Genomic DNA, 25043 nt, shown 5'->3' with positions numbered 1-25043 from the left:
GACCGACCGGGCAAGGAACCTTGTGGCCGATATCGACGCACGCCTGACGGATGTTTCCACCAAGGAAAGGTTGGGCCGGATCATGTTCCGGGCCTGGCGGCGCGGGTTCCGCGAGGCCGATCTGGTCCTGGGTCCGTTCGCCGATCAGGTCGGGCCAGCGCTGGGAGACGACGAACTGGATTCACTGGAGGCTCTGCTGGCCGAGGACGACGATCACCAACTCTACGCCTGGATTATCGGGACCGAGCCGACGCCGGCCCGGCACGAAACGCTCGTCATGAGCAAAATTCGCAGTTTCATGCGCGACCACGTCGCCGCCGCCGTGGCCGAGGGGGCGGGTTGATGGACGGCGCGGTTCCCAGGCGGGGCGATCAGGCGCTATGCGGCGCACCCGAGGGGCTGGACGCCCTGACCGTAGCCGAACGGCTGAAGGCCGACGGGGGCGTCGGCGTCTTCGTCGCACGCGACTACGCGCGCATGGGCGAGTTCATCCAGGCCTTCGGATTCTTCGCCAATACCATCGAGATCGTGGAGTTTCCGGCCTGGGATTGCCTGCCCTATGACCGCTTGAGCCCAACCTCGTCGGTATCGGCCGAGCGGATGGCGGCGCTGACGACGCTGGCCCAGCGCGGAGCAGGCGACCGCCGGCCGATACTGGTCGTGACCACGGTGGGCGCGGCCATGCAGCGGACGCCGCCGCGCGAGGTGACCAGCGGCGCCGGGTTTCAGACCACGGTCGGCCTGGAACTCAATACGACGGCGCTGGAGCGTTATTTCGCGGCCAACGGCTACATGCGCGCCTCGACGGTGTCGGAGAAGGGCGAGTTCGCCGTGCGCGGCGGCGTCATCGACGTCTATCCGCCGGGCTTCGAGGAGCCGGTGCGGCTGGACATGTTCGGCTCGGAGCTGGAATCGATCCGCAGCTTCGATCCGGCGACCCAGAGGTCGACCGGACAGCTGCGCGAGGTGTCGCTGGCGCCTGTGTCGGAGGCCCTGCTGGACGCGGAAAGCATATCACGGTTTCGCACGGGTTATCTGGCTCTGTTCGGTGCCGTGGGGGACGACCCGTTTTATTCGGCGATCAGCGAGGGCTCGCGCAGACAGGGCATGGAGCACTGGCTGCCGCTGCTCTACGACCGATTGGAGACGCTTTTCGACTATCTGCCCGACGACGCACGCCTGTTCCTGGACAATCAGGTCGAGGCGGCGCGCGGCGAGCGCTGGGCCCTGACCCGCGACGCCTATGAGGCGCGGCGCGACGCGGCCTTGGGCAAGGGGGGCGCCGCCTACCGCGCCCTGCCGCCCGAACGGTTGTATCTGGGCGAAAACGACTGGAACAACGCTCTGGCCGGCCGGTGGGTGCGGAGGCTGTCGCCGTTCAGCGGCCCCGGGGAGGACGCGGGCGGGCGGCTGGGCCGCAGCTTCGCGGCCGAGCGGGCGCAGGACAGCGTCAATCTGTTCGAGGCCGTCGCGCGCCATGCCGAGGCGGTGAAGGCGGCCGGCAAGCGGGTACTTTTCGCCTCCTGGACGGAAGGCTCGTCGGAGCGGCTGGCGGCCATGCTGGCGGACCACGGACTGGAGCATGTCGTCGCGGTGCGTGGCTGGGCCGACGTACAGAAAGCGCCGAAGGACATCTATCTACGCGGTGTCCTGCCGGTCGAGCACGGGTTTGAGACGGACGCGGTCGCCGTCATTTCCGAGACCGACATTCTCGGCGATCGCCTGGCGCGACCGAGGAAGAAGCGCCGGGCGTCAAACTTCCTGGCCGAAGCCTCAGCCCTGACCACGGGCGATCTGGTCGTCCACCTCGACCACGGCATCGGCCGCTATGAGGGGCTGAAGACGCTGGAGATCCAGGAGGCCCCTCACGACTGCCTGGAACTGCTCTACGCCGGAGACAGCAAGCTGTATCTACCGGTCGAGAACATCGATCTGCTAACCCGTTATGGCTCCGACACGGACGGTGCGCAGCTGGATAGGTTGGGCGGTGCCGCATGGCAGGGGCGCAAGGCCAAAGCCAAGGCCCGTCTTCGCGACATGGCCGAGGGTCTGATCGCTCTGGCGGCCAAACGCTTATTGCGGACCTCGGCTGCCATCGTGCCGCCACAAGGGTTGTTCGACGAATTCTGCGCTCGTTTCCCGTATGAAGAAACGGACGACCAGCTGAACGCCGTCGGGGATGTGCTGGAGGACCTCGGCAAGGGCACGCCGATGGATCGGCTGATCTGCGGCGACGTCGGCTTCGGCAAGACCGAGGTCGCGCTTCGGGCCGCCTTCGTGGTGGCCATGACCGGGCAGCAGGTGGCCATCGTCTGCCCGACGACCCTGTTGGCGCGGCAGCATTTCAAGACCTTCAGCGAGCGGTTTGCCGGCTGGCCGATCAAGGTGCGGCATCTCTCGCGCATGGTCACGACGAAGGACGCTGCCGAAACGCGGGCGGGGCTGAAGGATGGCGCGTTCGAGATCGTTGTCGGCACCCATGCGGTGCTGAGCGAGCAGGTCGGGTTCAAGGATTTGGGCCTTGTAATCGTTGACGAAGAGCAGCATTTCGGTGTCAAGCACAAGGAGAAGCTGAAGTCTCTGCGCGCCGACGTTCACCTGTTGACCCTGACAGCGACGCCGATCCCCCGCACGCTGCAGATGGCGCTGTCGGGCATCCGCGAGATGTCAATCATCGCTACACCTCCCGTGGATCGTCTGGCGGTTCGGACATACGTAACGCCGTGGGACCCCGTGCTTGTCCGCGAGGCCCTGCTGCGTGAGAAATACCGTGGCGGTCAGGCCTACTACGTCGTGCCGCGCGTGGCCGATCTGCCGGACATCGAACAATTCCTTCGCGAGAAGGTGCCCGAGATCAAATTCGTCGTTGGCCACGGCCAGATGTCGCCCACCCAGCTCGAAAACGTGATGAGCGCCTTCTATGACGGCAGCTACGACCTGCTGCTGTCGACGACGATCGTTGAGTCCGGACTGGATGTGCCGACCGCCAACACTCTGATCGTGCACAAGGCCGACATGTTCGGGCTGGCCCAGCTGCACCAGATCCGGGGACGGATCGGCCGGGCCAAGGCGCGGGCCTTCGCCTATCTGACCACGCCGCCGAACAAGCCGATCAGCCTGTCGTCCGAGCGGCGGCTTCAGGTGCTTCAGTCGCTGGACAACCTCGGAGCCGGCTTCCAGCTGGCCAGCCACGACCTGGATCAGCGCGGCGGCGGCAATCTACTGGGCGACGAACAGTCCGGTCATATCCGCGAGGTCGGGGTCGAGCTCTACCAGCAGATGCTGGAGGACGCCGTGGCCGAGCTACGCCAAAAAGGAACCGGGCCGGGCGAAGGCGGGGGTCTCGTCGACCGCGGCTGGTCGCCGGCCATCAACGTCGGCGCTGCCGTATTGATTCCAGAGGAATACGTCCCGGACCTCAATGTTCGCCTGAGCCTGTATCGCCGCCTGTCCGACGCCGAGAACTCGGAGACGCGAGAAGCCCTGGCCGCCGAACTGATTGACCGGTTCGGCCCCCTGCCGGACGAGGCCAAACAGCTGCTGCGCATCGTCGGCATCAAGGCCAATTGCAAGATCGCCTCCATCGAGCGCATCGACATCGGGCCCAAGGGCGCGGTTCTGACGCTGCGCGACAATGCCTTCCCCAATCCGATGGGGCTGGTCGGCCTGATCCAGAAGAACCATGCCTTCTGGAAAATCCGGCCGGACCAGAAGATCGTGGTCAAGGGCGAGTGGGACACGGCGGCTGACCGGCTGAAGGTCGCCGAGCGGATCACGGCCGATCTGGCGCGGGTCGCCCGAGCAGCCTGACGTTACGAATCAGGCTGCGGTGGCTTGTTTCAAGGCGTCGGACGCGCGGGTCAGGACAGAGGCGGGCGATTCGCCCGGCGAAATTTCAGCTACGCCGACGTCGAACTCCACCACGAACGGAGCGCGCTCGGGGCCCGCGTCGAAAGCAGTGCAGCCGATGACGGCGGCGATGCGCTCGGCGGCGATGCGGGCAGCCTCGCCCCGCGTCGCGGGCAGCGCCAGGGCAAACACGTCGGGGGACAGTCTCGCGGCGGTGTCTTCGGTGCGAATCAGGCGCGACACCATGGCGCCGATCTGGGGCAAGGCGCGATCAAGCCACCCCCCCTCGCGCGCTTCGGTGAGCGTTTCTGACCCGCCGACGCGCAGGACGGCAACGGACAGCGGCCGACGACGCAGACGCGCGCCCTCCGCCACGCGGGCGAGGTGGCTGGCGAACAGTTCCGGCGTGAACAGGCCGGTCGTCGGGTCGGTCAGGCCGGACCCCCTCGCGCTCTCCAGGGCCTTGCGAATGGCGACGTGTCGGCGATGCGCCCGGGCCAGGGTAGCGATCCGCTCCGCAGTCTCGACCTCCGGTGTGTCCGCAGCAGCGACATCAGCGAAGCCGCGATTGTAGAGTTCGGACAGGTTTATCTCACCCGCGCCGCGCAGATAGAGGACCGCCGGGATGTGATAGAGGCGCGTATTCCGCTTCATGCCCGAGGCGATCGACAGAGCCGGAGCGTGGTCCTCGGCGCCCCACAGGACGGCGGCGTCGAAAGGGCGCTCATGCAGATAGTCGAAGGCCGTATAGGGCGTCGGCGCGGCCACGACCTCGCAGCCCCGGTCGGTCAGGGCATTGGACAAGGCCAGGAAATGCAGGTCCGGCTTGCCCGCCGCGAGCACCCGCAACGGGGTCGCGTCGAGATGGGGCGGCGTCAGCGGCTCGCCTCGCGCCGCGAAGGTGGCCTCGCGCACGGAGACCTCCTCTTCGGCGATGGCCGAACGCACGAGATTTTCGAGCCGGAGCGCGGCCTGGGCGGCGTGGGGCGCGATGGACATGGCGATATCGGCGATGCCGGGCGCCCAGTCGACAGCGTCCGCGCCGATGGCCAACACCGGCAAGCGGCGGGGCGTGACGGCCTGGCGCAGGGCCCCGACGCCATCCGCCGCGTCCGGAATACGAGCATCGATGATCACGGTTTCCAGCGGCCAGTCGATCAGGACCTGAATCGCGCCGGCCAGAGTCCGCGCCGTCACCGTGCGCCAGCCCAGGGCGTCGAGCCCCTGACACAGGGAGCCGATCAGGTCGTCGTCGGGCGCGACGACCAGAATGCGCGGATCGGAAGACAATATGGAATCTCCAGCCGCGGACCAGCCCGCAGCCCCGGACGAACAGGTGTCGAGCATAGCGAGGGTGGGGGGGGCGAAGCAACGGCGACGGCCGTCCTTTCCCCGACGACGAAATCGGTTAAACGTGCGGATTCGGGGCGGCTATGGGAACCGGATTGCAAGCCAAGGCTGACATTGAAGAGGCCATTCGCTGGGCCTCGCCCAAACTCTGGGGGCGGCTGGCCGTCAAGGCGTTCGCGCGCAGCTGGGGTCGCGACGTCATGTTGTACACGGGCGGGGTGTCCTTTTTCGCCCTGTTGGCGGTCTTTCCGGCCATCGCCATCCTGATCGGCTTCTACAAGGCGGTGCTGTCCATTGGACAGGTCAGCGAGCAGGCCGCAGCTCTGGCCGACGTCATGCCCTATGCCGCGAGGGCCATCTTCCGCGCCGAGGTCGAGCGACTGGCCAATGCTTCCGCCAGCACGGTTTCGGCCCAGAGCGCCTTCGCCCTGATCATTGGCGGATACGCCGCACATAGAGGATTCAAGGCTTTGTTGGCCGGTCTTAATCTTATACACGACGAAACCGAGCCACACGGATTTCTAAAGTTCAACCTGTTGGCATTTATCGTGGCCTTGTTCGCCTTCGCCTTGTTCACCGTGGTGTCGGGAGCGGTCGTGACGTCCCGCCTGCTGGATGCCGCAGCCATGACGGCGGGCGACGGCGGTGGCGGCGGCGGCGGCCTGCCGCTGGCGGGATTGTGGCCGGCGCTTGGGCTAGGGGTCGGACTCACCCTGATGTACCGATACGCCATGTCACACCGCACGCCGGTCGCCTGGTTCCCGGCGGTGACGGGTGGGGCGGTGGCCACCGTAATGTCCACGGTCTCGTCCTGGCTGTGCGCCATATACGTCGAGCAGATCGCTCCGCTGGGCGCGACCTACGGCTCGGTCGGCGCTTTCGTGGTCCTGCTGATCTGGTTGTCGTGGAACGTCAACGCCATCTTCTACGGCGGGGCCTTCGCCACCGAGATGGAGATCGCCGAAAGGTCGATGGGCGCGCCGGAGCTGGAACCGACCGAACCCCTGCCGGAATCGGTCGTCAGTTTGTCAGAGCGGCGGGCATCCCGACAACGATAGTCAGGACGCCGTCAGTCTCATCCATCGAGACCACCTCGCCGCCCAGATCCTCCATAAGGAAGGGCACGTCGATCCGGGCCATGGCGTCGGTCGCCAACAGTGTCACCCGGTCTCCCGGCCGCGTCTCCAGCAATGTCTTGCGCAGCATCAGGCTGGGGACCGGACAGCGGTGACCCCGTGCGTCGACAATCACGCGCCGATCCTGTCCAGCAGAAGGTCGAGCGCCACGCGCGTGCTTTCCAGCCGCACCCGGTCGCGGCCCAGGTCGCCGAACCGATGTTCGACGTGGATCGTCCCCGCAGGACCCACGGCTGCGAAATGAACCAGGCCCACGGGCTTGTCGTCCGTGCCGCCGCCCGGTCCCGCGACGCCCGTGACGGCCACTGAAACGCTCGCCCCGGACCGGGCCGTCGCGCCCTCGGCCATGGCGCGCGCGACGGGTTCAGAAACCGCGCCACGTGCTTCGAGCGTTTCGGCCGGCACCCCGAGCAGATCGATCTTGGCGGCGTTGCTGTAGGTCACGAATCCCCGGTCCAGCACGGCGGACGAACCCGGCACGGCGGTGAGTGCGGCGGAGACGAGGCCACCGGTGCAACTCTCGGCCGTGGCGACCAAAACACCTCTCGCCGCGGCCGCAGCGACCACGCGCGCCGCCAAGTTCTGGATGTCGTCAGCAAACATGGATCCGGGGCCTTTCCGAAGCGGGCGCGAGTCGGTCTAGGATGGTCTGCGCGCCCTTGACGGTGCCAGCATACGGGGCGGGCATGAGCGACACCACCATGGACACCGGCGCGAAAACCGGCGACCGCCTCACGCCTTTCCTTTTCGCCGTCACCATCTTCACCTCGGCTTCGCTGGTCTTTGTGGTCCAGCCGATGGTGACCAAGCTGGTTCTGCCGATGCTCGGCGGATCGCCGGCGGTGTGGAACACGGCGATGGTCTTCTTCCAGACGGCGTTGCTGGCCGGATACGGCTATGCGCACGCCTTGCAGCGGGTCGGGTCGATCAAGCTGCAGGTGGCGATCCATCTGGTCCTGCTGCTGGCCGCAGCCTTCTTCCTGCCGCTGCAGATTAACGCCCTGATGGGCGAACCCAATCCATCGGCTCCGATCGGCTGGCTTCTGGCCACGCTGGCACTCTCGGTCGGCGCGCCGTTCGCGGTGCTGTCGGCGACGGCGCCGCTGCTTCAGGCCTGGTATGCGCGCGTCCGGGCGGGATATGCCGACGGCCAGAACCCTTACGTCCTCTATGCCGCTTCAAATCTCGGCAGCTTCCTGGCTCTGCTGTCCTATCCGCTGCTGATCGAGCCGCTTTCGACCCTCTCGGCCCAGCGGCTCGGGTGGAGCGGCGGCTACGCGGTGTTCATGATGATGGTCGTGGCGCTGGCCGCCGTGGTCTGGAGCCGAAGACTTGATCGCTCGGCCGAGCCTGCGCCCCTGGCCCATAGCGCGCCCATGACCTGGCGCGACAAGGCCATCCTCGTCCTGTTGGCCGCCGCGCCGTCCAGCCTGATGTTGGGGGTCACCGCCCACCTGTCGACGGATGTGGCCTCCGCGCCCTTCCTGTGGGTCGCGCCGCTGGCGCTCTATCTGCTGACGTTCGTCATCGCCTTCCAGAACAGGCCGTGGATTCCGCTGAACGTGACGCTGATCATCCAGGGCGCGGTCGGGGCGCTGTGCGTCGTCATCGTGGCATTCCGCTCGCTGGACTGGTTTATCGCCTTCCCGCTGCACCTGCTGGCCTTCTTCTTCGCCACCCTGATGTGCCACCAGATCCTGGCGTCGCGACGCCCCGCACCAGACCGGTTGACGGAATTCTACCTGCTGATGTCGCTGGGCGGCGTGGTCGGTGGTGCCTTCACGGCTCTGCTGGCACCCGTGATCTTCAACATGGTCTGGGAGTATCCACTGGTGCTGGTCCTTGTCGGACTGGTCCGCCCCTGGGGTCGTGGGCGGCTGCGTGGCGAGGAAGTCGGCACCCTTGTGGCGGCGGCGGCCCTCTGCCTGCTTCCCGTCGTTTTGTCGATGTGGCTGACGGCAGACGACGACGCCCGCGCCGCCTTTTACCGGATGGTGCCCGGCACCACCTTCTCGCAACTGGGCATGATCATCCTGGCCCCGGCCGCTATCTGCGCCTTCCTGCTGAGAGACCGCGCCCTGGCCTTCACGGCCACACTGGTGATGATCACCCTCTCGGCCCAGTACGTCGCGCGCGGCTATGACTGGGGCTATTCGGAACGCAGCTTCTTCGGCGTGATGCGGGTGGCCAACACGCAGGACCCACGGATGGGCGGCGATGTCCATGTGATGATGCACGGGACCACCCTGCATGGAGCGCAAGCCCGCGACGAGCGGTTCGATTGCCAACCCGTTCTCTACTACGACCGTGTCACGCCCATCGGTCAGGCGGCCGAGATCATCGCGGCGCGGGGTCCAGCCAACATCGGCGTCGTCGGGCAGGGCTCAGGCGCAATGGCCGCCTACAAGCGCGCCGAAGATCAGATGACCTTCTTCGAGATCGACCCCATGGTCGATCGGCTGTCGCGCGACCCGCGCTGGTTCACCTACATCTCGACCTGCGCCGTTGGCGACATCAAGACGGTGCTGGGCGATGCCCGGCTGACGCTCGCGAAAGAGCCGGTCGGAAGCTATGACCTCTTGATCATCGACGCCTTCTCTTCGGACGCCGTGCCGACGCACCTGATGACCATCGAGGCGATCGAGGGTTATCTGCGGCTGGTGAAACCGACCGGCGTCGTCCTGCTGCATCTGTCGAACCGAAACCTGGACATCACTCTGCCGGCCATCGCCGCGGCCAATGCGCTCGGCAAGCCGAGCATGCACGCCCTGTACCTTGAGGACGACAGTCGGCCCGACATGGCGGTGGCGTCCACCGAAGCGGTGATCATATCGCCGACGGAGCAGGGACTGGCCGACTTCAGGACGAACCCCGACTGGACGGCCTCGCCCAAGGCCACGGTCCAGCCCTGGACCGACGACTATGTCAATCTATTCGGAGCGTTATGGCGAACCTTTAATCCGCCGCCCGAACGCCCGATGTAGGTCAAGCCGGCAGCTCGATGGTGGCCAACGCCTGGGCCGCCAACCCTTCGCCGCGCCCGGTGAAGCCCATGGCCTCGGTCGTCGTGGCCTTGACGCTGACGGCGTCGAGCGGAAGCGACAGCAGGGCCGCCAGCCGCTCGCGCATGGCCTGACGGTGCGGCTTCACCTTGGGGCGCTCGCAGATCAGGGTGACGTCGACATTGACCAGACGACCGCCACGCGCCGTCAACCGTTCCACCGCATGGATCAGGAACAGGTCGGACGACGCGCCCTTCCACTGCGGATCGGTGGGCGGGAAATGATCGCCGATGTCGCCATCGCCCATGGCGCCGAGGATGGCGTCGGTGAGGGCGTGCAGTCCGGCGTCAGCGTCGGAATGGCCGATCAGGGTCTGGTCATGGGCGATCTCGACGCCGCAGAGCCAGACCGAGGTCCCGGGACCCCAGCGGTGGGCGTCAAAGCCCTGACCGACGCGAATCTGTCGGGGAATGAGCGCTTCGGCCATGGCGAAATCCTCAGGGTAGGTAAGTTTTAGCAGGCGGGCGTCGCCTTCGACGATGCGCACCCGGCCGCCGGCGCGCTCGACCACGGTCGCCTCATCGGTCGCGGTCTCGCCCGTGGGCCAGGCGGCATAGGCATCGACGAGTGTCCGAAACCGGAAGGCCTGGGGAGTCTGGGCGCGCCACAGGGCCTCGCGATTCACCGCGCCCGCCATCACCCCGTCGGTCGCGCGGCGCAGGCTGTCGGCCACCGGCAAGGCGGGCAGGGCACCGTCGGCGTCCTCCAACGCGTGCAAGACGCGACCAATCACGGACGCAGTGAGCAAGGGCCGCGCAGCGTCGTGGACCAGCACGGCTCGAGTCTCCGGCCCACCGAGCGCTTCCAGTCCGTTACGGACCGAATCCGCCCGCGTCGCGCCGCCGTCAGCCAACCGCCATCCCGTCAGGTCGGACAGACACGCCTCGGCGTCCGGACGGGCTTCGGGCGCGACGACTAGGACGAGGTCCTCCGCACCGCCGTCGAGCAGCGCCTCGATCGACCAGCGGACCACAGGCTTGCCCGCAAGGCTGCGCCATTGCTTGGCACCGCCCGCGCGCATACCCGAGCCGGCGGCGACGACGACGGCGGCGAAGGGGGGAAGTGATCTGATCATCCAGGCCTTCTAATCGCCGTGGTCAGGCTTGACGAGAGGGAGATGCGGCGCGGTAAGGGGCCGATGAAGACAGGTTTGCAAATCGGCGACGTGTGGGTGCCCGGACGGGTGCTGACCGCCCCCATGACCGGTATCACCGACCTGCCGTTCCGCCGGCTGGCCTGTCGGCTGGGCGCGGCCTATGTCGCGACCGAGATGGTGGCCTCGGCCGAGCTGGCGCGCGGACGACCCGACGTGGTACGCCGCGCCGCCGTCGGCGACGGCCTTCCCCTGACCGTCATCCAGCTGGTGGGGCGCGATCCCGCGATCATGGCGGAGGGCACACGCATGGCCGAACAGGCCGGCGCGGACATCATCGACCTGAATTTCGGCTGCCCCGCCAAGGAGGTCACGGGCTCGGCCTGCGGCTCGGCCTTGATGCGAACGCCGGATCTGGCCTGTCGCCTGATGGAGGCGGCGGTGAAAGCCACCAGCCGTCCCGTAACCGTGAAGATGCGCCTGGGCTGGGACGACGCCCACCGCAATGCGGCCGAACTGGCGAAACGAGCCGAGGCCATTGGAATCAAGGCTGTCACCGTTCACGGCCGCACGCGCCAGCAGTTCTACACAGGTCGCGCAGACTGGGTGGCTGTGGGCGAGGTCAAGGCGGCGGTTGGAATACCTGTCATCGTCAACGGCGACATCCTGAACGCCGAGGACGCGCGCGAGGCGCTGAAACAGTCGGGCGCTGATGCCCTGATGCTGGGCCGGGGCGTCTATGGCCGTCCGTGGCTGGCGGCACATTTGGAGCGCGCGCTGGCGGACGGGACAGTGCTCGATGAACCCGGCGTTGACGCTCGGTTGGGTATCGTCCTGGCGCATCTCGACGCCTCGATCGACTTCTACGGCATGCCACTGGGGCTGAAGATGTTTCGCAAACACCTCGGCTGGTATGTGGAACAGGCACCATGGCCAGCCGATCCGCTCGACCGACGCGCCGCCAAGTCGCACCTGTGCAGGTTGGACGAGGCTTCGGACATCAAACGAGAGTTGACCGCCCTGTGGCTCAATGTGACGCTTTCTGGCAACTCGGCTGTTGAAATCAAGTCACAGTTGGTCGAAGCTGGAAAGGCATGACGCAAGCGCCTACCGCCGCTGAGCCTGCCGCCGCCGGACCGCAAGGCCCGGCGCGCTGGTTCTCCGGCTGGTCTGACGACAGACGACGCAACGCCTTCCTGATTGCCTATGCCGTGGCCCTTCTGATCACGGCCGCCGCCATCTGGTTGGTCGCCGCCGCGCCGGGCGTCAGCGGGGAGGGGGCTCGCGCGACGGCCAGCCGGGCCGTGATGGCCATTCTCCTGGTCAATCTGCTGCTCATCCTGGCACTGGTTTTCATCGTTGGGCGCCGCGCCTTTACGTTATTCCAGCGTCGGACGGATGCAGGCGCGCGTCTGCATCTGCGGTTTGTGACGATGTTCTCGCTGGTCGCCCTGGTGCCGGCGGTGCTGATCGCGCTGGTGTTTGGCGTGCTGGTCAACCGGGGCGTTGATCAGTGGTTCAGCGACAATGTTCAGTCGGCGGTCGAGAACGGAGCTGGCATAGGGCGCGCCTACGTGAGGGACGTCAACCTGACGGTGAACTCGGACCTCGAGGCGATCGCCAACGCGTTGAGCGCGCCAGAAGTTCGATCCGGTTTTGAGGACCGCATCTGGTTTTCCCAGTCGTTGTCGCAGATCGCTGACTTCTTCGGCTATCCAGCACTCTACATCATCGACGAGCGGGGCAATGTCCTTGCTCAGACAGAGATTGCAGGCGCGCCGCCCTATCTCGCGCCGTCCAGAACGGATCTGGAGATCGCTATCGAAGGAGAGACGGCACCGGGTGCCGTAACGGAGAATCCTGATGCCCTTCGCGTCATCTATCCACTGCCGGACTATGGCAACGTGTTCCTGTATGTCGTCCGGCCCTTGCAGCCGGGGCTGATCTCCACGCTCAGGAACGCTGAGGAATCGATCGTCGCCTATCGAGAAGCGAAGGAGAGCCGGGAGCGTATTCAGGCGGCGTTCGCCCTCAGCTATCTCGAGACCGCCCTGCTGGTGCTGGTAGGCGCCATCTGGCTGGGCATGTCGGCGGCCAGCGCGATCTCGGCCCCCATCGGCCGGCTGGTCGAGGCGGCGGACCGCGTCGCCGGCGGTGATCTGACGGCGCGTGTCGTGGGAGATGAGGGGCCCGGCGAGATCAAGGCGCTGACCGCCGCCTTCAACCGCATGACCGGCGATCTGGAGGCGCAGCAGGCGGCGTTGAGGACCGCCAGTGAGGAGGCAACCGGGCGGACCCTGTTCATCGAGACCGTGCTGTCCGGTGTGTCCGCCGGCGTCATCGGCGTCGACAAGCAGCGGCGGGTATCGGCCATCAACGACAGTGCGGTGGAACTGCTGGGTCTGTCGGCCGACGCTGAGATCATCGGTCAGCCCCTGGGCAAGGCCGCGCCGGAACTCAGCGAACTGGCCGGCCGCGCCGAGGCCCACATCGAGGAAGAGATCGACGTCATCCGCGACGGCGAGACCCGACGGCTGCGCGTCCGCATTGAAGGCGGTGTCGGGGGCGAGATGGTGCTGACCTTCGACGACATCACCCGACTGGTGACGGCCCAGCGCAACGCGGCCTGGCGGGACGTGGCGCGGCGCATCGCGCACGAGATCAAGAACCCACTGACGCCGATCCAGCTGTCGGCCGAGCGGTTGCGGCGGCGCTATCGCAAACAAGTCGGAGACGACGTCGAGGTGTTCGATCGCTGCACCGAGACCATCATTCGTCAGGTGGGCGACATCGGTCGGATGGTGGACGAATTCTCGTCATTCACCCGTATGCCCGCGCCGCGCTTCACGCCGGTGCACCCGGCCGAGCTGCTGCGGGAGGCGGTGTTCGCTCAGCGCGTGGCGGCGGCCGACATCGGCGTCGCCCTGATCGACCCTTTGCCGGAGGTCATGATGCAGGCGGATCGACCGATGGTCGGTCAGGCGCTGGCCAATATCCTCAAGAACGCGGGCGAGGCCGTGGCTGCCCGGCGGGCCATCGCGCCGAAAGACGGTGACGGTGAGCGTCCGGGCATATCGGCGCGCCTGACCATCGACGACGACAATGCGACCTTCATCATCGAGGACGACGGTATCGGCCTGCCCGCCAAGGACCGTGACCGGTTGACCGAACCCTATGTGACGACCCGCGAGAAGGGCACCGGCCTGGGCCTCGCCATCGTCAAACGCATTTGCGAAGAACACGGCGGAGAGCTGAAGCTGGCCGACGCCGAACTCCTGTCAGGCGCGCGCGTGTGCCTGATCTTCCCATTGAAATCCCCAGTGCAACCGGCCGCCGCGAGCGGGCTTCGAGACGCCAAGGTGTCCCGGGCCGCGACCGCGCGGGTCCAATAGCGAGGCGTCATGCGATCCACGGGAGCCGACATTCTGGTCGTCGACGACGAGGCGGATATCCGCGAGCTGGTCTCGGGCCTGCTGGAGGACGAGGGCCACGCCGTGCGTGTGGCGTCAAACTCCGACGAGGCGCTGGCGGCGATCCGGGCGCGCAAGCCGTCGCTGGCGCTGCTGGACATCTGGATGCAGGGCGGAGGGCTGGACGGCCTTGAGCTTCTGGATGTCATCAAGGCTCTGGACCCCGATCTGCCGGTCGTGATGATCTCGGGTCACGGCAATATCGAGACGGCAGTCACGGCGCTGCAGCGCGGCGCTTATGATTTCATCGAAAAGCCTTTCAAATCCGATCGGTTGGTTGTCGTCGTGCAGCGCGCGCTGGAAGCCACGGCGTTGAAGCGAGAGAACCGACGGCTGCGGGCTCAGGTCGCGGCGCCGACCGGCTTCATCGGACGCTCCACCGCCGCCCAAACCCTGCGCAACACCATCGCCAAGGTCGCGCCGGCCAACAGCCGTGTGCTGGTTTCCGGCCCGCCGGGATCGGGCAAGGAGCTGGTCGCGCGTCAGATCCACGAGGCCAGCGCCCGTTCGCGCGGGGAGTTTGTCGCCATCGCCGCCGCCGGCATGACGCCCGAACGCCTGGACCTGGAGCTGTTCGGCGAGGAAGGACACGACGGCCGCCCGCGCAAGATCGGTGTCTTCGAGCGCGCGCACAATGGCACCCTGTATCTCGACGACGTCGGCGACATGCCGCGCGAGAGCCAGAGCCGTATCCTGCGCGTGCTTGTCGAGCAGCGGTTCCGCCGCGTCGGTGGCGAACAGGACGTGCAGGTCGACGTGCGCGTCGTGACCTCGACCTCCCGCGACCTGAAACACGAGATCACCGAAGGGCGGTTCCGCGAGGACCTGTTCCACCGCCTGAATGTCGTGCCGATCCGCGTGCCGGCCCTGTCGGAACGGCGCGAGGACATTGTCGAGCTGGTCGAGTATTTCATCGACACCCTGTCGGCGTCGCAAGGGCTGACCAGGAGACGACTGGGCGACGACGCCATCGCCGTGCTGCAGGTGCATCCCTGGCCGGGCAACGTTCGTCAGCTGCGCAACAATGTCGAGCGGCTGCTGATCCTGGCCACCGGCGACGTCAATGAGCCGATCAGCGCCGACATGCTGCCGCAGGAGGCGACCAACGCCAATTCGACGGGAACGCTGGGCACCGAGCGGATCATCGCCCTGCCGCTGCGCGAGGCCCGAGAGGTCTTCGAGCGTGATTATCTCACGGCCCAGATCATGCGCTTCGGCGGCAACATCTCGCGCACGGCGGCTTTCATCGGCATGGAGAGGTCGGCTCTGCACCGCAAGCTGAAGTCGCTGGGCGTGTCCCCGGCGCGCGGCGGCGACGAGGACATCGAGGAGATCGTCGGGGCATGAGCCGCGTCGCCTACGTCAATGGCCAGTACGTGGCGCACGGCCAGGCCACGATCCATGTCGAGGATCGTGGCTTCCAGTTCGCCGACGGCGTCTACGAGGTCTGGTCGGTGTTCGACGGTCGACTGGCCGACTTCGACGGTCACATGACGCGTCTGCACCGCAGTCTGACCGAGCTGCGGATCGACATTCCGATGAGCGGCGAAGCCCTGACGCGGGTGCTGAAGGAGACCGTCCGGCGCAACCGGGTCCGCGACGGCATCGTCTATCTGCAGGTCACGCGCGGAACGGCGCGGCGCGACCATCCCTTCCCGGCCGAGGGTACGCCGCCCAGCGTCGTCGTCACGGCGAAATCCATCAGCGCGGCCCTTAGCGAAGCGACGGCGAAAAGGGGCGTGGCCGTCGTCACCGTGCCCGACATCCGCTGGGGCCGCTGCGACATCAAGACCGTGGGCCTTTTGCCCAATGTTCTGGCCAAACAGGCTGCCCGCGAGCGCGGTGCCTATGAGGCATGGATGGTCGACGAGATGGGGCTGGTCACCGAGGGCTCATCGACCAACGCTTGGATCGTCGACGAGAACGGCAAGCTGCGGACGCGGGACACCCAGGCCAACATCCTGAAAGGCATCACTCGCACGGCGATCATGGCCTTGATTGAGGCGGAGGGGGTCGAACTGGACGAACGGCCGTTCAGCGTCGATGAGGCCAAGCGGGCGAAAGAGGCCTTCTTCACCGCCGCCGGTGCCTTCGTCATGCCGGCGGTGTCGATCGACGGAGTCAAGATCGGCAACGGCAAGCCGGGCCCGATCACGGTCCGCCTGCGGACCCTGTATCTGGATCAGGCGAAACGCGACGCGGTCTGACCTGGCGGAATGAATTTGATCACCCGGCGCTGACGCTTATGCTGAGATCGCCGGACATCCGATCCAGCCCCGCGCCGCTCCCTCGGCCGGAGAACAAGCAAGAACAGGCTGAACCTGCCATGTCGCAAGACAAGTCCAAAAACCTTCAGGACACCTTCCTCAACAGCGTCCGCAAGACAAAGACGCCGCTGACCATCTTCCTGGTCAACGGGGTCAAGTTGCAGGGCATCGTGACCTGGTTCGACAATTTCTGCGTCCTGCTGCGTCGCGACGGCCAGGCCCAGCTGGTCTACAAGCACGCCATCTCGACCATCATGCCGTCGGTGCCCGTGCAGATGTACGAGCCGGAGGCGGATGAGGACTGACCGGTTGCCCGACGTGAAAAGTGCTAGTGAGCAGGAGGTGAGCCGCGGCGGCCACCATCCTTGCTCACCTCTTGCTCACTAGCATTCCTCACCCAAAGCCCGCAGAGACCCAGGCCCTGACTTCCAAACACATCGACCACGCCGTTCCCCTGATCCGGGCCGTCGTCATCCATCCCGAACGCTCCGGCTTCGGCGCGAGCGAGAGTTCGCGTCAGTCCGTCGAACGTCTGGAAGAGGCCGTCGGCCTGGCCCGGGCGCTGGACCTCGACGTCCGCGCCGATGAGATCGTACGCGTCCGCAAGCCTACGCCCGCGACCCTGTTCGGCACCGGCAAGGTCGAGGAACTGGCCGCCCTGGTGCGCGCCGCCGAGGCCGAGGCCGTGGTCGTCGACGACGACCTGTCGCCTGTGCAGCAGCGCAATCTGGAAAAGGCCTGGGACTGCAAGGTCATCGACCGCACCGGCCTGATCCTCGAGATCTTCGGCCGCCGCGCCCGGACCAAGGAAGGCCGTCTGCAGGTCGAACTGGCCCGGCTGGACTATGAGAAGTCGCGGCTGGTGCGCACCTGGACCCACCTTGAGCGGCAACGCGGCGGCACCGGAAGTACGGGCGGCCCCGGCGAGACCCAGATCGAACTCGACCGCCGCCTGATCGCCGACCGGATCGTCAAGCTGAAGGTCGAGCTGGACGACGTGCGCCGGACGCGGGGTCTGCACCGCAAACAGCGCCAGAAGGTCCCGTTCCCGTCGATCGCCCTGGTCGGCTACACCAACGCCGGCAAGTCGACCCTGTTCAACCGGCTGACCGGCTCGGACGTGGTGGCCAAGGACCTGCTGTTCGCCACTCTCGACACGACCCAGCGGACGATCCGTCTGCCACAGGGCCGGCCGGCCATCGTGGCCGACACCGTCGGCTTCATCTCCGACCTGCCTCACGAACTGGTCGAAAGCTTCCGCGCCACGCTGGAAGAGGTGGGTGAGGCCGACCTGATCCTGCACGTCCGCGACATCGCCAGCGCCGACAGCGAAGCCCAGTCCAGGGACGTCGAGGCGGTGCTGAAACAGATCGAGACGCCGGAGGGAAAGACCCGCCGTGTGCTGGAGGTCTGGAACAAGACCGACCTGCTGGCCGAGGACGTGCGCGAGGCCGTGCTGGGCCAGGCCGAACGCCTGGCCCGCGAAGGCAAGGCGGTCGCCGTCTCGGCCTGGACCGGGGAGGGGGTCGAGGCCCTGCGCGAGGTCATCGCCGGCCTGATCGACGACGACCCGGAGACCGAACTGGTGCTGGACCCGTCAAAGGGCGAGGCGCTGGCCTGGCTCTACGAGAACGGACGGGTGACCGGGCGCGAGACGGACGCCGCGGGCCGGACGCATGTGACGGTGCGCCTGCACCCGGCGGCGCTGGGGCGGTTCGAGCGGCAGTTCGGCTAGGCGGCTAGCCCTTCCCCATCATTCATGGAGGAAAGCGGTCCGTCGATCGCGCAGTCATCCAGGACCGACGGGGGAAGTTTTGCTTGCCTGCTTTGCCCTCAACACGAAAATTCCCCCATCCGTCCTGTTCGGCCTGCGGCCGAAGACGCACATGAACGCCCCGCAGCCCAACCGCATTCTGGATGAACCAGGCCACAAGCCGACCATGCAGCGGCCACTTGCCTCATTTTCTCCCGGGAACCCGCCCCCACGACCGTTTCTGCCGTAGGCGCATGTCAGGCTGTCCCCATGTCGATGAGCACGCAGATCAATCCCGACGACCTCGACGGCCTCGGCGGCACCTACTGGGACCATGCCAGGCGGGAGTATCTCGCAGGCGTGAAGGCGACGCACATTTGCCAGCGGTATGGCATGTCGCTCAGTTCGTTTCGGCTGCATGCGCGGGTCGGGGGCTGGCGGCGGATGGATCAGCCCGTGTGCGACGCGCCGCCCGAGGCCGGTGAATATCATCCCGACGACGCCGTCAGCTTCGCCGATCTGGCAGAAGAGGCCTTCCTGAACATCCGCCGCGCCCTGGGCATGGGCCGCGCGTCCGAGGCCTCGACCTGGCTGCGCGTCTACGACAAGCTCGCCGACCGCGCCCGCGCGCACGTCATGGCGGAGTTGCCCGACATCGTGACGCCCCGGATTGAGTCCAGTCGCGAACCGCTGACCATGATCGTTGTAGAGAGTAAGAAAGTCAACAAGTTGAACGCGGTGACCGAAGGTTCAAACGCAGTGCTTCAGGAATTGGACTCCTTGCACCCGGTTTTTTCTGAGTCCGATTCGCATTCAGAATCCCTTCTCCCATTGGGAGAAGGTGGCTCGCGTAGCGAGACGGATGAGGGTCGGGTGTGGCCTTCGGCGTAAGCCGTCGCAGGGACGGCGGACACAGCCGACCCTCACCCTTTCGCGCCAGAACGACGGCTACGCCGTGCGCTCAAGCCCTCTCCCCCCGGGAGAGGGGTTACGTCCGCTCCGCCGCCTTCGCCGCGTCCCAAAGCCCGTCCATTTCGGCCAGATCGGACTGTTCCGGCGTCCGCCCGTCCTTGGCCAGTTCCGCCTCAATGAACCCGAACCGGCGCAAGAATTTGGCATTGGCCCCGCGCAGTGCATCCTCCGGCTCGACCCCCAGTTTGCGCGCCAGATTGGCCACCACGAACAGCAGGTCGCCGACCTCGTCGCGGGCCTTGTCCAGATCCCCGGCGGCGATCTCGACGCGCAGTTCCGCCACCTCCTCTTGCAGCTTTTCGAACACCTCGTCGGTCGAGGGCCAGTCAAAGCCGACGCGGGCGGCGCGTTTGGTCAGTTTGGCGGCGCGGGCGAGGGCGGGCAGGCCGACGGGGACGTCGTCCAGCACGCCGTGCTGGGCTTTGGCCACGCGTTCGGCGGCCTTGATGTCTTCCCAGCGCGCCTTCTGGGTCACGCCGTCGGGTTTGGCGGCCTCGAGTTGCCCGTCCTTTGGGAACACGTGCGGATGGCGCTGCTCCAGCTTGTCGGCGATGGAATTGGCCACATCGTCGAAGCCGAACAGCCCCTGTTCCTCGGCCATGCGGGCATGGAAGACGACCTGGAACAGCAGGTCGCCCAGTTCACTTTCGAGATCGGTCATGTCGCCGCGCTCGATGGCGTCGGCGACCTCATAGGTTTCTTCCAGGGTGTAGGGGGCGATGGTGGCGAAGGTCTGCTCCACGTCCCACGGGCAGCCGCCGACCGGGTCGCGCAGCCGCGCCATGATAGCGTTCAGGCGGTCGATGGGGCGTGGCCGGGCGTCGGTCATGAACCCCCCTGCGGAGTCGTTGCGCGCGCTTCGAGGGCGGCTCGGATTTCGGCATGCCGCGCCTGATCCAGCGGATAGCGGTGCAGCGCCAGCGCCGCCAGCAGCAGACACAGGGCCGGCAGGCCGGCGAACATGATCTGCAGCCACATCAGGGCCTGGCTCGAGTTTTGTCCGCCGACGGCCGGGTCGAACCCGACCATCTGCAGGCCGGCAAAAGTCAGCACCGAAACGGCATAGCCCAGTTTGGAGGTGGCGGTGAGGATCGAGAACAGCAGGCCGGTGCGGTCGGCACCGTCATCCAGCCGCACCTGATCGCTGACGTCGGCCATCATCGCCCGCAGCAGCAGGTCGCCCGAGGCGAAGGCCAGACCGACCAGGGCGACCATGACCCCGGCCATCAGCAGGTCGGCATAGGGGGCCGGGGCGCCGGTCAAGGCCTCCAGCCCGGACTGCGCCGGACCGACCAGAACCGGGGCCAGGAAGGCGGCGAACATCAGGGTGACCGCGAAATAGACGCAGGCCCAGATCAGCGCCCGGTGCTTGCCCAGCTTCACCGCCAGCCAGCTCCACACCGGCGCGCCGAACAGGCCGAAGACGAAATAGACCAGCAGCAGGATCGAGGTCTCGGCGCGCTCGAAGCCGCGGGCGGCCTCGAAGAAATAGAAGAACAGGGCCCCGACCACCCCGCGCGCGACGCCCAGGGCCAGGTCCGCACCCAGAAGGCGCTGGATCACCGGACGGCGGAACAGGGCCAGATAGCCAAAGCGGTTCCCGGCCGAGGCCGGTGGACCGGGCGGCGGCTCGGGCGTGAAGGCGAAGGTCACGGCCAGGGCGACGGGCAGGGCGATGATGATGAACCACCCCTGCCACTGCACCGCGCGGGCATAGTCGCCGAGCCCGAGGTTCTGCACGAGCACCGGGATCATCAGCACCGCGAGCACCCCGATGATGTTGGCGGTCTGCCACCAGCCGTAGATTCGCGACCGCTGGTTATAGTCGGAGGACAGGGCCGAGGCCCAACTGATCTGGGACAGCAGGCTGACCGAAAAGCCCAGCGACAGCACCACCAGCCACAGCGTCAGATAGGCTGGTCCGGCCCCTGGTCGGGCCATGAAAAGCATGCCCACTGCCAGCATCAGCACCGGTGCCGCCAGCCCCATCCACAGGCGGTAGCGGCCGAAGCGGCTGTGGGTGCGGTCGATGACCATGCCGAGGGCCGGATCGATGACGATGTCGGCCATGCGGATAAGCAGGAACACCAGACCGACCACAGCCAGGTCGACGCCGACATGGCTGGCGTAGAACTCGGGCAGGGTGACATAGACCGGCAGGCCGAGCGCGGCATAGGGCAGGCAGGCGGCGGAGAAGGCGGCCAGAACGCCGTTGCTGCGGCGCGGAGCGGTCGGGGCGTCGGTCATGGTCGGGTCCGGCGATCCGGCCCGAGTCGACCGTGGCTGCACCATGCCGATTTTACGCTCGACACGCGAGCCGCGAAGCTTCGGTTAAAGCGGTCGCCTAAAGGCCTTGCGGCGAACACACGGCTGGGGTCACCCTCACAACATGTCACTGCCCCGCGCCCTCCTGCCGCTGAGCGCCGCCCTCGCCCTTCTTGCGGGTGGTGAGGCGGCGGCGCAATCGCAGAGTCAGCAAGGCCAGTGCGACTTTCACACCGCGGCCTGGGGCGGCCCGGCCTTCTCCAACGGCATTTCCCTGTACTCGCTGGAATGGTCGCCGTTCGGAGCGGTGGAATGGGGATGGGAGACCTATGTCCCGCTGATCCAGAAGACGCTGGGAACCGACTGTGTCGCGATTTCACCTGACTTCGCGCGGGCCCTGTCCGAATTCCAGACGGCGTACCAATTGCCGGCGAGTGGAATCTTCGACCAGGCCACGTTCCAAGTGTTCCGCGGTCTTTGGCAGGAAACCCGACCCTTCGTCATGGCGCGTGTGCGCAAGGAGCCATGCCCCGATCCGCCGCCCCTTTATCAGCTCGGCTATCTGGTCGAGTCCGAGGAGCATGCCGACCGGCTGACGCGCCTGCTACGCCGCGACGTTCTGGACGCCTACCGCCGGATGATCGCCGCCGCCCGCGCGGAGGTCCCGGAGATCGCGGCTGACCCGGAACTGCTGCAGATCTTCTCGGGTTTCCGCGATCCAGAGGCCGACGCCGCCCGTTGCTCGGCCCAGGGCAATTGCGACGGCCTGCGCCGCGCCGTCTGTTCGCCTCACCGCACCGGGACGGCGGTCGATCTCTATGTTGGTCAGATCGAGGGACTGGGCGTCGACAACACCTCGCCCCCAAGCCGCCTGCACATGACGCGCGGCGCGACGTATCGCTGGCTGGTCCGCAACGCCGGCCGATTCGGCTTCGTCCCTTATGTCTATGAGCCCTGGCACTGGGAGTGGGTCAGCCCAACGGGCGGCTACGCCGGGCCATGATGCGGGCGCTGACGGCGGGGGAGCGGGTCTTGGCTGAGGGGGCGTTCGGCGACGGGCTGAAACTCGATCCGATCCGGCTGCTCGGCACGCCATGGCCTTTCGACCGCGCCTTCGTGCCGGGTCGCTGGTTCGGGCGGGACTGGATTCTGTGGCCCGGTAATGGCTTGCCGGAAGACTTCGCCTACTCGCCGCTGAACTTGCAGGCAGTGCTGATCCACGAACTGACCCACATCTGGCAGGCCCAACAGGGGATCAATCTGCTGAACGGGAAGATCAGGGCAGGAGACCGTCCCGCCTCCTATTCATACCCCGTCGGCATGGACTGCGATTGGGGCGGGTTGAACATCGAGCAGCAGGCCATGGTGGTCGAACACCGCTTTCGCTTGGCGCGGGGGGGAACGGTTCCGGGCGATGCGGCCTTCTATGATCGCGTCTGTCCACTCGGGGCCCGGCGCTAGCTTCCCCAGCAAATCCACCGGGACCTTACGCCCACATTGCGGAAGGCCATGTCAGCCACACGCGCGGTTTCCAATCGAGGCAGCCTTCGCAGCGGAGCACGTGATGACCAAGGTTCTCGTCCTGTATCATTCCACCTACGGCCACATCGAAACCATGGCCGAAGCGATCGCCGAGGGCGCGCGGTCAGTGGACGGCGTGACCGTGGACATCAAGCGCGTACCAGAACTGGTGCCCGAAGCGCTGGCGAAGTCCAGCGGGTACAAAATGGACCAGGCGGCGCCGATAGCCGTGGTGGCAGACCTCGAAAACTATGCCGCGGTCATCATCGGCGCGGGCACGCGTTACGGCACCGCGTCGTCGCAGATGCGCAATTTCTGGGATCAGACCGGCGGCGTCTGGATGGAGGGGACCCTGGTTGGCAAGGTCGGTTCGGCCTTCACTTCGACCGCCACCCAGCACGGTGGCCAGGAGACGACGCTGATTGGCCTGATCCAGACCCTGATGCACCACGGCATGCTGATCGCGGGCCTGCCCTATGCCTGGGCCGGTCAGTCGCGGATCGACGAGATCACGGGCGGCTCGCCCTATGGAGCGACGACCATCACGGGCGGTGACGGCTCGCGCATGCCCAGCGAGAACGAACTGGAAGGCGCCCGCTGGCAGGGTCGCTATGTGGCCGAGACGGCGAAGAAGCTCGTCGGCTGATCCGAGGCGGCGACGCGGAGGTCTTCAACGACGTCATCGGGGGCGGATCGATCTCGATGACGGGCGTTCGGATCAGGCGGCGGTATCGACTTCCACCATCCGCTGGATCGCGACATAGTCGGTCTTGCCCGTGCCCAGCACGGGCACCTCGCCCACGCGCATGATCTTTTTGGGCACGGTCAGTTCCGGGGCTCCGTGGCTGCGGGCCCATTCGGCGAGACGCGCGACGTCGGCGTCAGTGCGGTCGGTGACCAGAACCAGCTTTTCGCCCTTGCGGCTGTCTGGGATGGAGACGACGGCGTGACGAGAGTCGGGCCATACGGCGCTGGCCAGACCCTCGACCGCGGTCAGGGAGACCATCTCTCCGCCGATCTTGGCGAAACGCTTCACCCGACCCAGGATGGCGACATAGCCGTCCTTGTCGATGTCGACGATGTCACCCGTGTCGTGCCAGCCGCCGACCAGCGGCTCGATCGACTGCGGATCGTCGGCCGACAGATAGCCCCGCATGACGTTGGGACCGCGCAGGAAAAGCCGACCGCCCTCAGAGATGCCGTCAACGGGATCGATGCGCCATTCCATGCCGGGCAGCATCTGACCGACGGTGCCGGGGCGATTGCGGTCCGGATGGTTGACCGCCACCACGGGCGCGGCCTCGGTGGCACCGTAGCCCTCGAGCAGCTTCAGCCCGTGAAACCTGGTATTGTAGAGGTGATAGGTTTCGTCCTTTACCTTTTCCGCCCCCGCCACAACGAACTGCAGACTGGCGAAGTCGTCCGACCCGGCCACGCGCGCCCACTGGTTCAAGAAGGTGTCGGTGGCGAACAAAAGCGATACCTTCAGCTCGTGGACCAGTTCGACGATCTGCTTGGCATGCAGCGGAGACGGGTACTGAAAGGCCTTCAACCCGTTCAGGATCGGCAAGAGGACCCCGCCGGTCAGACCGAAGCAGTGGAAGGTCGGCAAGGGATTGAACACGAGCCAGTCGGGGTCCAGCGGGATATGCTGGTGCACCTGGCGGCAGTTGGCGACGAGGTTCCATTGGCTGAGCACCACGCCCTTGGGTGCACCGAAACTGCCCGAGGTGAACAGAACCACGCCCGGCGACGACGGTTCTGTCTTCACCCGGAAGCGTTTGGGCATCAGCCCAGCCATCAGGCCGTAAACCTTGTCCTGAAGGCCGATGGTCGCGCGCACGTCGTCCAGCCAGACGATTTCGGCGACCGTGGCCAGATCGCCCACCAGAGCATCCAGCTTGGCCTGATCAATGAACCGTTTGGCGGTCAGTATCTTCTTCACGCCCGCGGCCTTGATCGCCGCCTTGATGTTGGCCTCGCCCGATGTGAAATTCAGCATCACCGGCACGCGCCCGTGGGCGTGCAGGCCGAAGTAGGTGACCACTACGCCCATGCTGGACGGAAGCAGGATGCCGACCCGCTCGGCCGGTTCGGTCATGGCGGCGATCTTGCGCCCCAGAACGAAGGCGGCACGTATCAGGCCGGTGTACGTCAAGGGCTTGCGATCCTGGTCTTCCAGGATCTCCTTGTCGCCGTACTTTTCGCGGGCCGCGATCAGGGCGTCGAAGATCGTCTCCTCGACGGCCTTGGGGTCCAGGGGTACGCGCAAAGACATCCTCCGTGCGGACGAGGTTCAATCCCC

The 25043-nt window shown here is 66.6% G+C and carries 21 protein-coding genes; 14 read left to right on the top strand and 7 right to left on the bottom strand.

Annotated elements, in window-relative coordinates; translation table 11 throughout:
• Positions 1-22: 22 nt before the first annotated feature.
• The gene (locus ACESMO_RS10025) at positions 23-343 is read left to right on the top strand and encodes a succinate dehydrogenase assembly factor 2 (RefSeq protein WP_372708017.1); all 321 of its coding nucleotides are present in this window, start codon (positions 23-25) and stop codon (positions 341-343) included.
• On the top strand, positions 343-3810 hold the full coding sequence (mfd, locus tag ACESMO_RS10020) for a transcription-repair coupling factor (protein ID WP_372708016.1): 3468 nt from the start codon (positions 343-345) through the stop codon (positions 3808-3810). The genes ACESMO_RS10025 and mfd overlap by 1 nt, the downstream gene beginning before the upstream one ends.
• A gap of 9 nt (positions 3811-3819) precedes the next feature.
• On the opposite strand, the gene ACESMO_RS10015 is transcribed toward mfd, so the two are convergent.
• Complete coding sequence (locus ACESMO_RS10015) at positions 3820-5139, bottom strand: diguanylate cyclase domain-containing protein (protein ID WP_372708015.1); 1320 nt, start codon at positions 5137-5139, stop codon at positions 3820-3822.
• Positions 5140-5282: 143 nt separating this feature from the next.
• Between ACESMO_RS10015 and ACESMO_RS10010 the strand changes: the two genes are divergently transcribed.
• On the top strand, positions 5283-6257 hold the full coding sequence (locus ACESMO_RS10010; RefSeq protein WP_372708014.1) for a YihY/virulence factor BrkB family protein: 975 nt from the start codon (positions 5283-5285) through the stop codon (positions 6255-6257).
• On the opposite strand, the gene ACESMO_RS10005 is transcribed toward ACESMO_RS10010, so the two are convergent.
• Positions 6220-6450 (bottom strand): sulfurtransferase TusA family protein, encoded by a 231-nt coding sequence (locus tag ACESMO_RS10005; protein WP_372708013.1) that lies wholly within the window; start codon positions 6448-6450, stop codon positions 6220-6222. The genes ACESMO_RS10010 and ACESMO_RS10005 overlap by 38 nt on opposite strands.
• On the bottom strand, positions 6447-6938 hold the full coding sequence (locus tag ACESMO_RS10000) for a CinA family protein (RefSeq protein ID WP_372708012.1): 492 nt from the start codon (positions 6936-6938) through the stop codon (positions 6447-6449). The genes ACESMO_RS10005 and ACESMO_RS10000 overlap by 4 nt, the downstream gene beginning before the upstream one ends.
• A gap of 83 nt (positions 6939-7021) precedes the next feature.
• Here ACESMO_RS10000 and ACESMO_RS09995 point away from each other — a divergent pair, with 83 nt between their 5' ends.
• A complete protein-coding gene (locus ACESMO_RS09995; RefSeq protein ID WP_372708011.1) occupies positions 7022-9319 on the top strand; it encodes a fused MFS/spermidine synthase in 2298 nt (765 codons plus the stop codon).
• A gap of 1 nt (position 9320) precedes the next feature.
• Here ACESMO_RS09995 and ACESMO_RS09990 read toward each other — a convergent pair whose 3' ends face one another.
• Positions 9321-10472 carry a bifunctional 2-C-methyl-D-erythritol 4-phosphate cytidylyltransferase/2-C-methyl-D-erythritol 2,4-cyclodiphosphate synthase gene (locus ACESMO_RS09990; RefSeq protein ID WP_372708010.1) on the bottom strand — a complete coding sequence of 384 codons (1152 nt, stop codon included), beginning with the start codon at positions 10470-10472 and terminating at the stop codon, positions 9321-9323.
• Between the two features lie 63 nt (positions 10473-10535).
• Between ACESMO_RS09990 and dusB the strand changes: the two genes are divergently transcribed.
• The 7 genes from dusB to ACESMO_RS09955 all read left to right on the top strand — a co-directional run bounded on the left by dusB (position 10536) and on the right by ACESMO_RS09955 (position 18871).
• A complete protein-coding gene (gene dusB / locus ACESMO_RS09985; protein ID WP_372708053.1) occupies positions 10536-11588 on the top strand; it encodes a tRNA dihydrouridine synthase DusB in 1053 nt (350 codons plus the stop codon).
• Positions 11585-13882, top strand: a complete 2298-nt coding sequence (locus tag ACESMO_RS09980) for an ATP-binding protein (protein WP_372708009.1) — start codon at positions 11585-11587, stop codon at positions 13880-13882. The genes dusB and ACESMO_RS09980 overlap by 4 nt, the downstream gene beginning before the upstream one ends.
• Before the next feature lie 9 nt (positions 13883-13891).
• On the top strand, positions 13892-15307 hold the full coding sequence (locus ACESMO_RS09975) for a sigma-54-dependent transcriptional regulator (protein WP_372708008.1): 1416 nt from the start codon (positions 13892-13894) through the stop codon (positions 15305-15307).
• A complete protein-coding gene (locus tag ACESMO_RS09970; RefSeq protein ID WP_372708007.1) occupies positions 15304-16167 on the top strand; it encodes a D-amino-acid transaminase in 864 nt (287 codons plus the stop codon). The genes ACESMO_RS09975 and ACESMO_RS09970 overlap by 4 nt, the downstream gene beginning before the upstream one ends.
• 119 nt (positions 16168-16286) lie before the next feature.
• The gene (gene hfq / locus ACESMO_RS09965; protein ID WP_372708006.1) at positions 16287-16532 is read left to right on the top strand and encodes an RNA chaperone Hfq; all 246 of its coding nucleotides are present in this window, start codon (positions 16287-16289) and stop codon (positions 16530-16532) included.
• A 116-nt stretch (positions 16533-16648) separates the two neighbouring features.
• The gene (gene hflX, locus ACESMO_RS09960) at positions 16649-17962 is read left to right on the top strand and encodes a GTPase HflX (protein WP_372708052.1); all 1314 of its coding nucleotides are present in this window, start codon (positions 16649-16651) and stop codon (positions 17960-17962) included.
• A gap of 288 nt (positions 17963-18250) precedes the next feature.
• On the top strand, positions 18251-18871 hold the full coding sequence (locus ACESMO_RS09955) for a hypothetical protein (RefSeq protein ID WP_372708005.1): 621 nt from the start codon (positions 18251-18253) through the stop codon (positions 18869-18871).
• Between the two features lie 97 nt (positions 18872-18968).
• Here ACESMO_RS09955 and mazG read toward each other — a convergent pair whose 3' ends face one another.
• Positions 18969-19781, bottom strand: coding sequence for a nucleoside triphosphate pyrophosphohydrolase (gene mazG / locus ACESMO_RS09950; protein ID WP_372708004.1), 813 nt, complete (start codon positions 19779-19781; stop codon positions 18969-18971).
• Positions 19778-21199, bottom strand: a complete 1422-nt coding sequence (locus ACESMO_RS09945) for an MFS transporter (protein WP_372708003.1) — start codon at positions 21197-21199, stop codon at positions 19778-19780. Before ACESMO_RS09945 ends, mazG begins: the two co-directional genes overlap by 4 nt.
• A gap of 142 nt (positions 21200-21341) precedes the next feature.
• On the opposite strand from ACESMO_RS09945, the gene ACESMO_RS09940 reads away from it, so the two are divergent.
• The 3 genes from ACESMO_RS09940 (at position 21342) to wrbA (ending at position 23384) form a co-directional block, all read left to right on the top strand.
• Entirely contained in the window at positions 21342-22220 is an 879-nt protein-coding gene (locus ACESMO_RS09940) for a D-alanyl-D-alanine carboxypeptidase family protein (RefSeq protein WP_372708002.1), read from the top strand.
• Complete coding sequence (locus ACESMO_RS09935; protein ID WP_372708001.1) at positions 22184-22678, top strand: hypothetical protein; 495 nt, start codon at positions 22184-22186, stop codon at positions 22676-22678. The genes ACESMO_RS09940 and ACESMO_RS09935 overlap by 37 nt, the downstream gene beginning before the upstream one ends.
• A 103-nt stretch (positions 22679-22781) precedes the next feature.
• Entirely contained in the window at positions 22782-23384 is a 603-nt protein-coding gene (gene wrbA / locus ACESMO_RS09930; protein WP_372708000.1) for an NAD(P)H:quinone oxidoreductase, read from the top strand.
• Positions 23385-23456: 72 nt separating this feature from the next.
• On the opposite strand, the gene ACESMO_RS09925 is transcribed toward wrbA, so the two are convergent.
• Positions 23457-25016, bottom strand: coding sequence for an AMP-binding protein (locus ACESMO_RS09925; protein WP_372707999.1), 1560 nt, complete (start codon positions 25014-25016; stop codon positions 23457-23459).
• Positions 25017-25043: the final 27 nt, after the last annotated feature.

It is taken from the genome of Brevundimonas sp. (assembly GCF_041688735.1).
In the GTDB taxonomy this organism is placed as follows: Bacteria; Pseudomonadota; Alphaproteobacteria; order Caulobacterales; family Caulobacteraceae; genus Brevundimonas.
The sequence above is the reverse complement of the archived record's forward strand: the minus strand, read 5'-3'. Positions and strand labels throughout refer to the sequence as shown.

Bases quoted from the DNA above. Each gene is read 5' to 3' on its own strand.
- mfd (WP_372708016.1), top strand. From the start codon at position 343: ATGGACGGCGCGGTTCCCAGGCGGGGCGATCAGGCGCTATGCGGCGCA.
- ACESMO_RS10010 (WP_372708014.1), top strand. From the start codon at position 5,283: ATGGGAACCGGATTGCAAGCCAAGGCTGACATTGAAGAGGCCATTCGC.
- ACESMO_RS10000 (WP_372708012.1), bottom strand. From the start codon at position 6,938: ATGTTTGCTGACGACATCCAGAACTTGGCGGCGCGCGTGGTCGCTGCG.
- ACESMO_RS09995 (WP_372708011.1), top strand. From the start codon at position 7,022: ATGAGCGACACCACCATGGACACCGGCGCGAAAACCGGCGACCGCCTC.
- ACESMO_RS09990 (WP_372708010.1), bottom strand. From the start codon at position 10,472: ATGATCAGATCACTTCCCCCCTTCGCCGCCGTCGTCGTCGCCGCCGGC.
- dusB (WP_372708053.1), top strand. From the start codon at position 10,536: ATGAAGACAGGTTTGCAAATCGGCGACGTGTGGGTGCCCGGACGGGTG.
- ACESMO_RS09980 (WP_372708009.1), top strand. From the start codon at position 11,585: ATGACGCAAGCGCCTACCGCCGCTGAGCCTGCCGCCGCCGGACCGCAA.
- ACESMO_RS09975 (WP_372708008.1), top strand. From the start codon at position 13,892: ATGCGATCCACGGGAGCCGACATTCTGGTCGTCGACGACGAGGCGGAT.
- ACESMO_RS09970 (WP_372708007.1), top strand. From the start codon at position 15,304: ATGAGCCGCGTCGCCTACGTCAATGGCCAGTACGTGGCGCACGGCCAG.
- hfq (WP_372708006.1), top strand. From the start codon at position 16,287: ATGTCGCAAGACAAGTCCAAAAACCTTCAGGACACCTTCCTCAACAGC.
- ACESMO_RS09955 (WP_372708005.1), top strand. From the start codon at position 18,251: ATGTCGATGAGCACGCAGATCAATCCCGACGACCTCGACGGCCTCGGC.
- mazG (WP_372708004.1), bottom strand. From the start codon at position 19,781: ATGACCGACGCCCGGCCACGCCCCATCGACCGCCTGAACGCTATCATG.
- ACESMO_RS09945 (WP_372708003.1), bottom strand. From the start codon at position 21,199: ATGACCGACGCCCCGACCGCTCCGCGCCGCAGCAACGGCGTTCTGGCC.
- ACESMO_RS09940 (WP_372708002.1), top strand. From the start codon at position 21,342: ATGTCACTGCCCCGCGCCCTCCTGCCGCTGAGCGCCGCCCTCGCCCTT.
- wrbA (WP_372708000.1), top strand. From the start codon at position 22,782: ATGACCAAGGTTCTCGTCCTGTATCATTCCACCTACGGCCACATCGAA.
- ACESMO_RS09925 (WP_372707999.1), bottom strand. From the start codon at position 25,016: ATGTCTTTGCGCGTACCCCTGGACCCCAAGGCCGTCGAGGAGACGATC.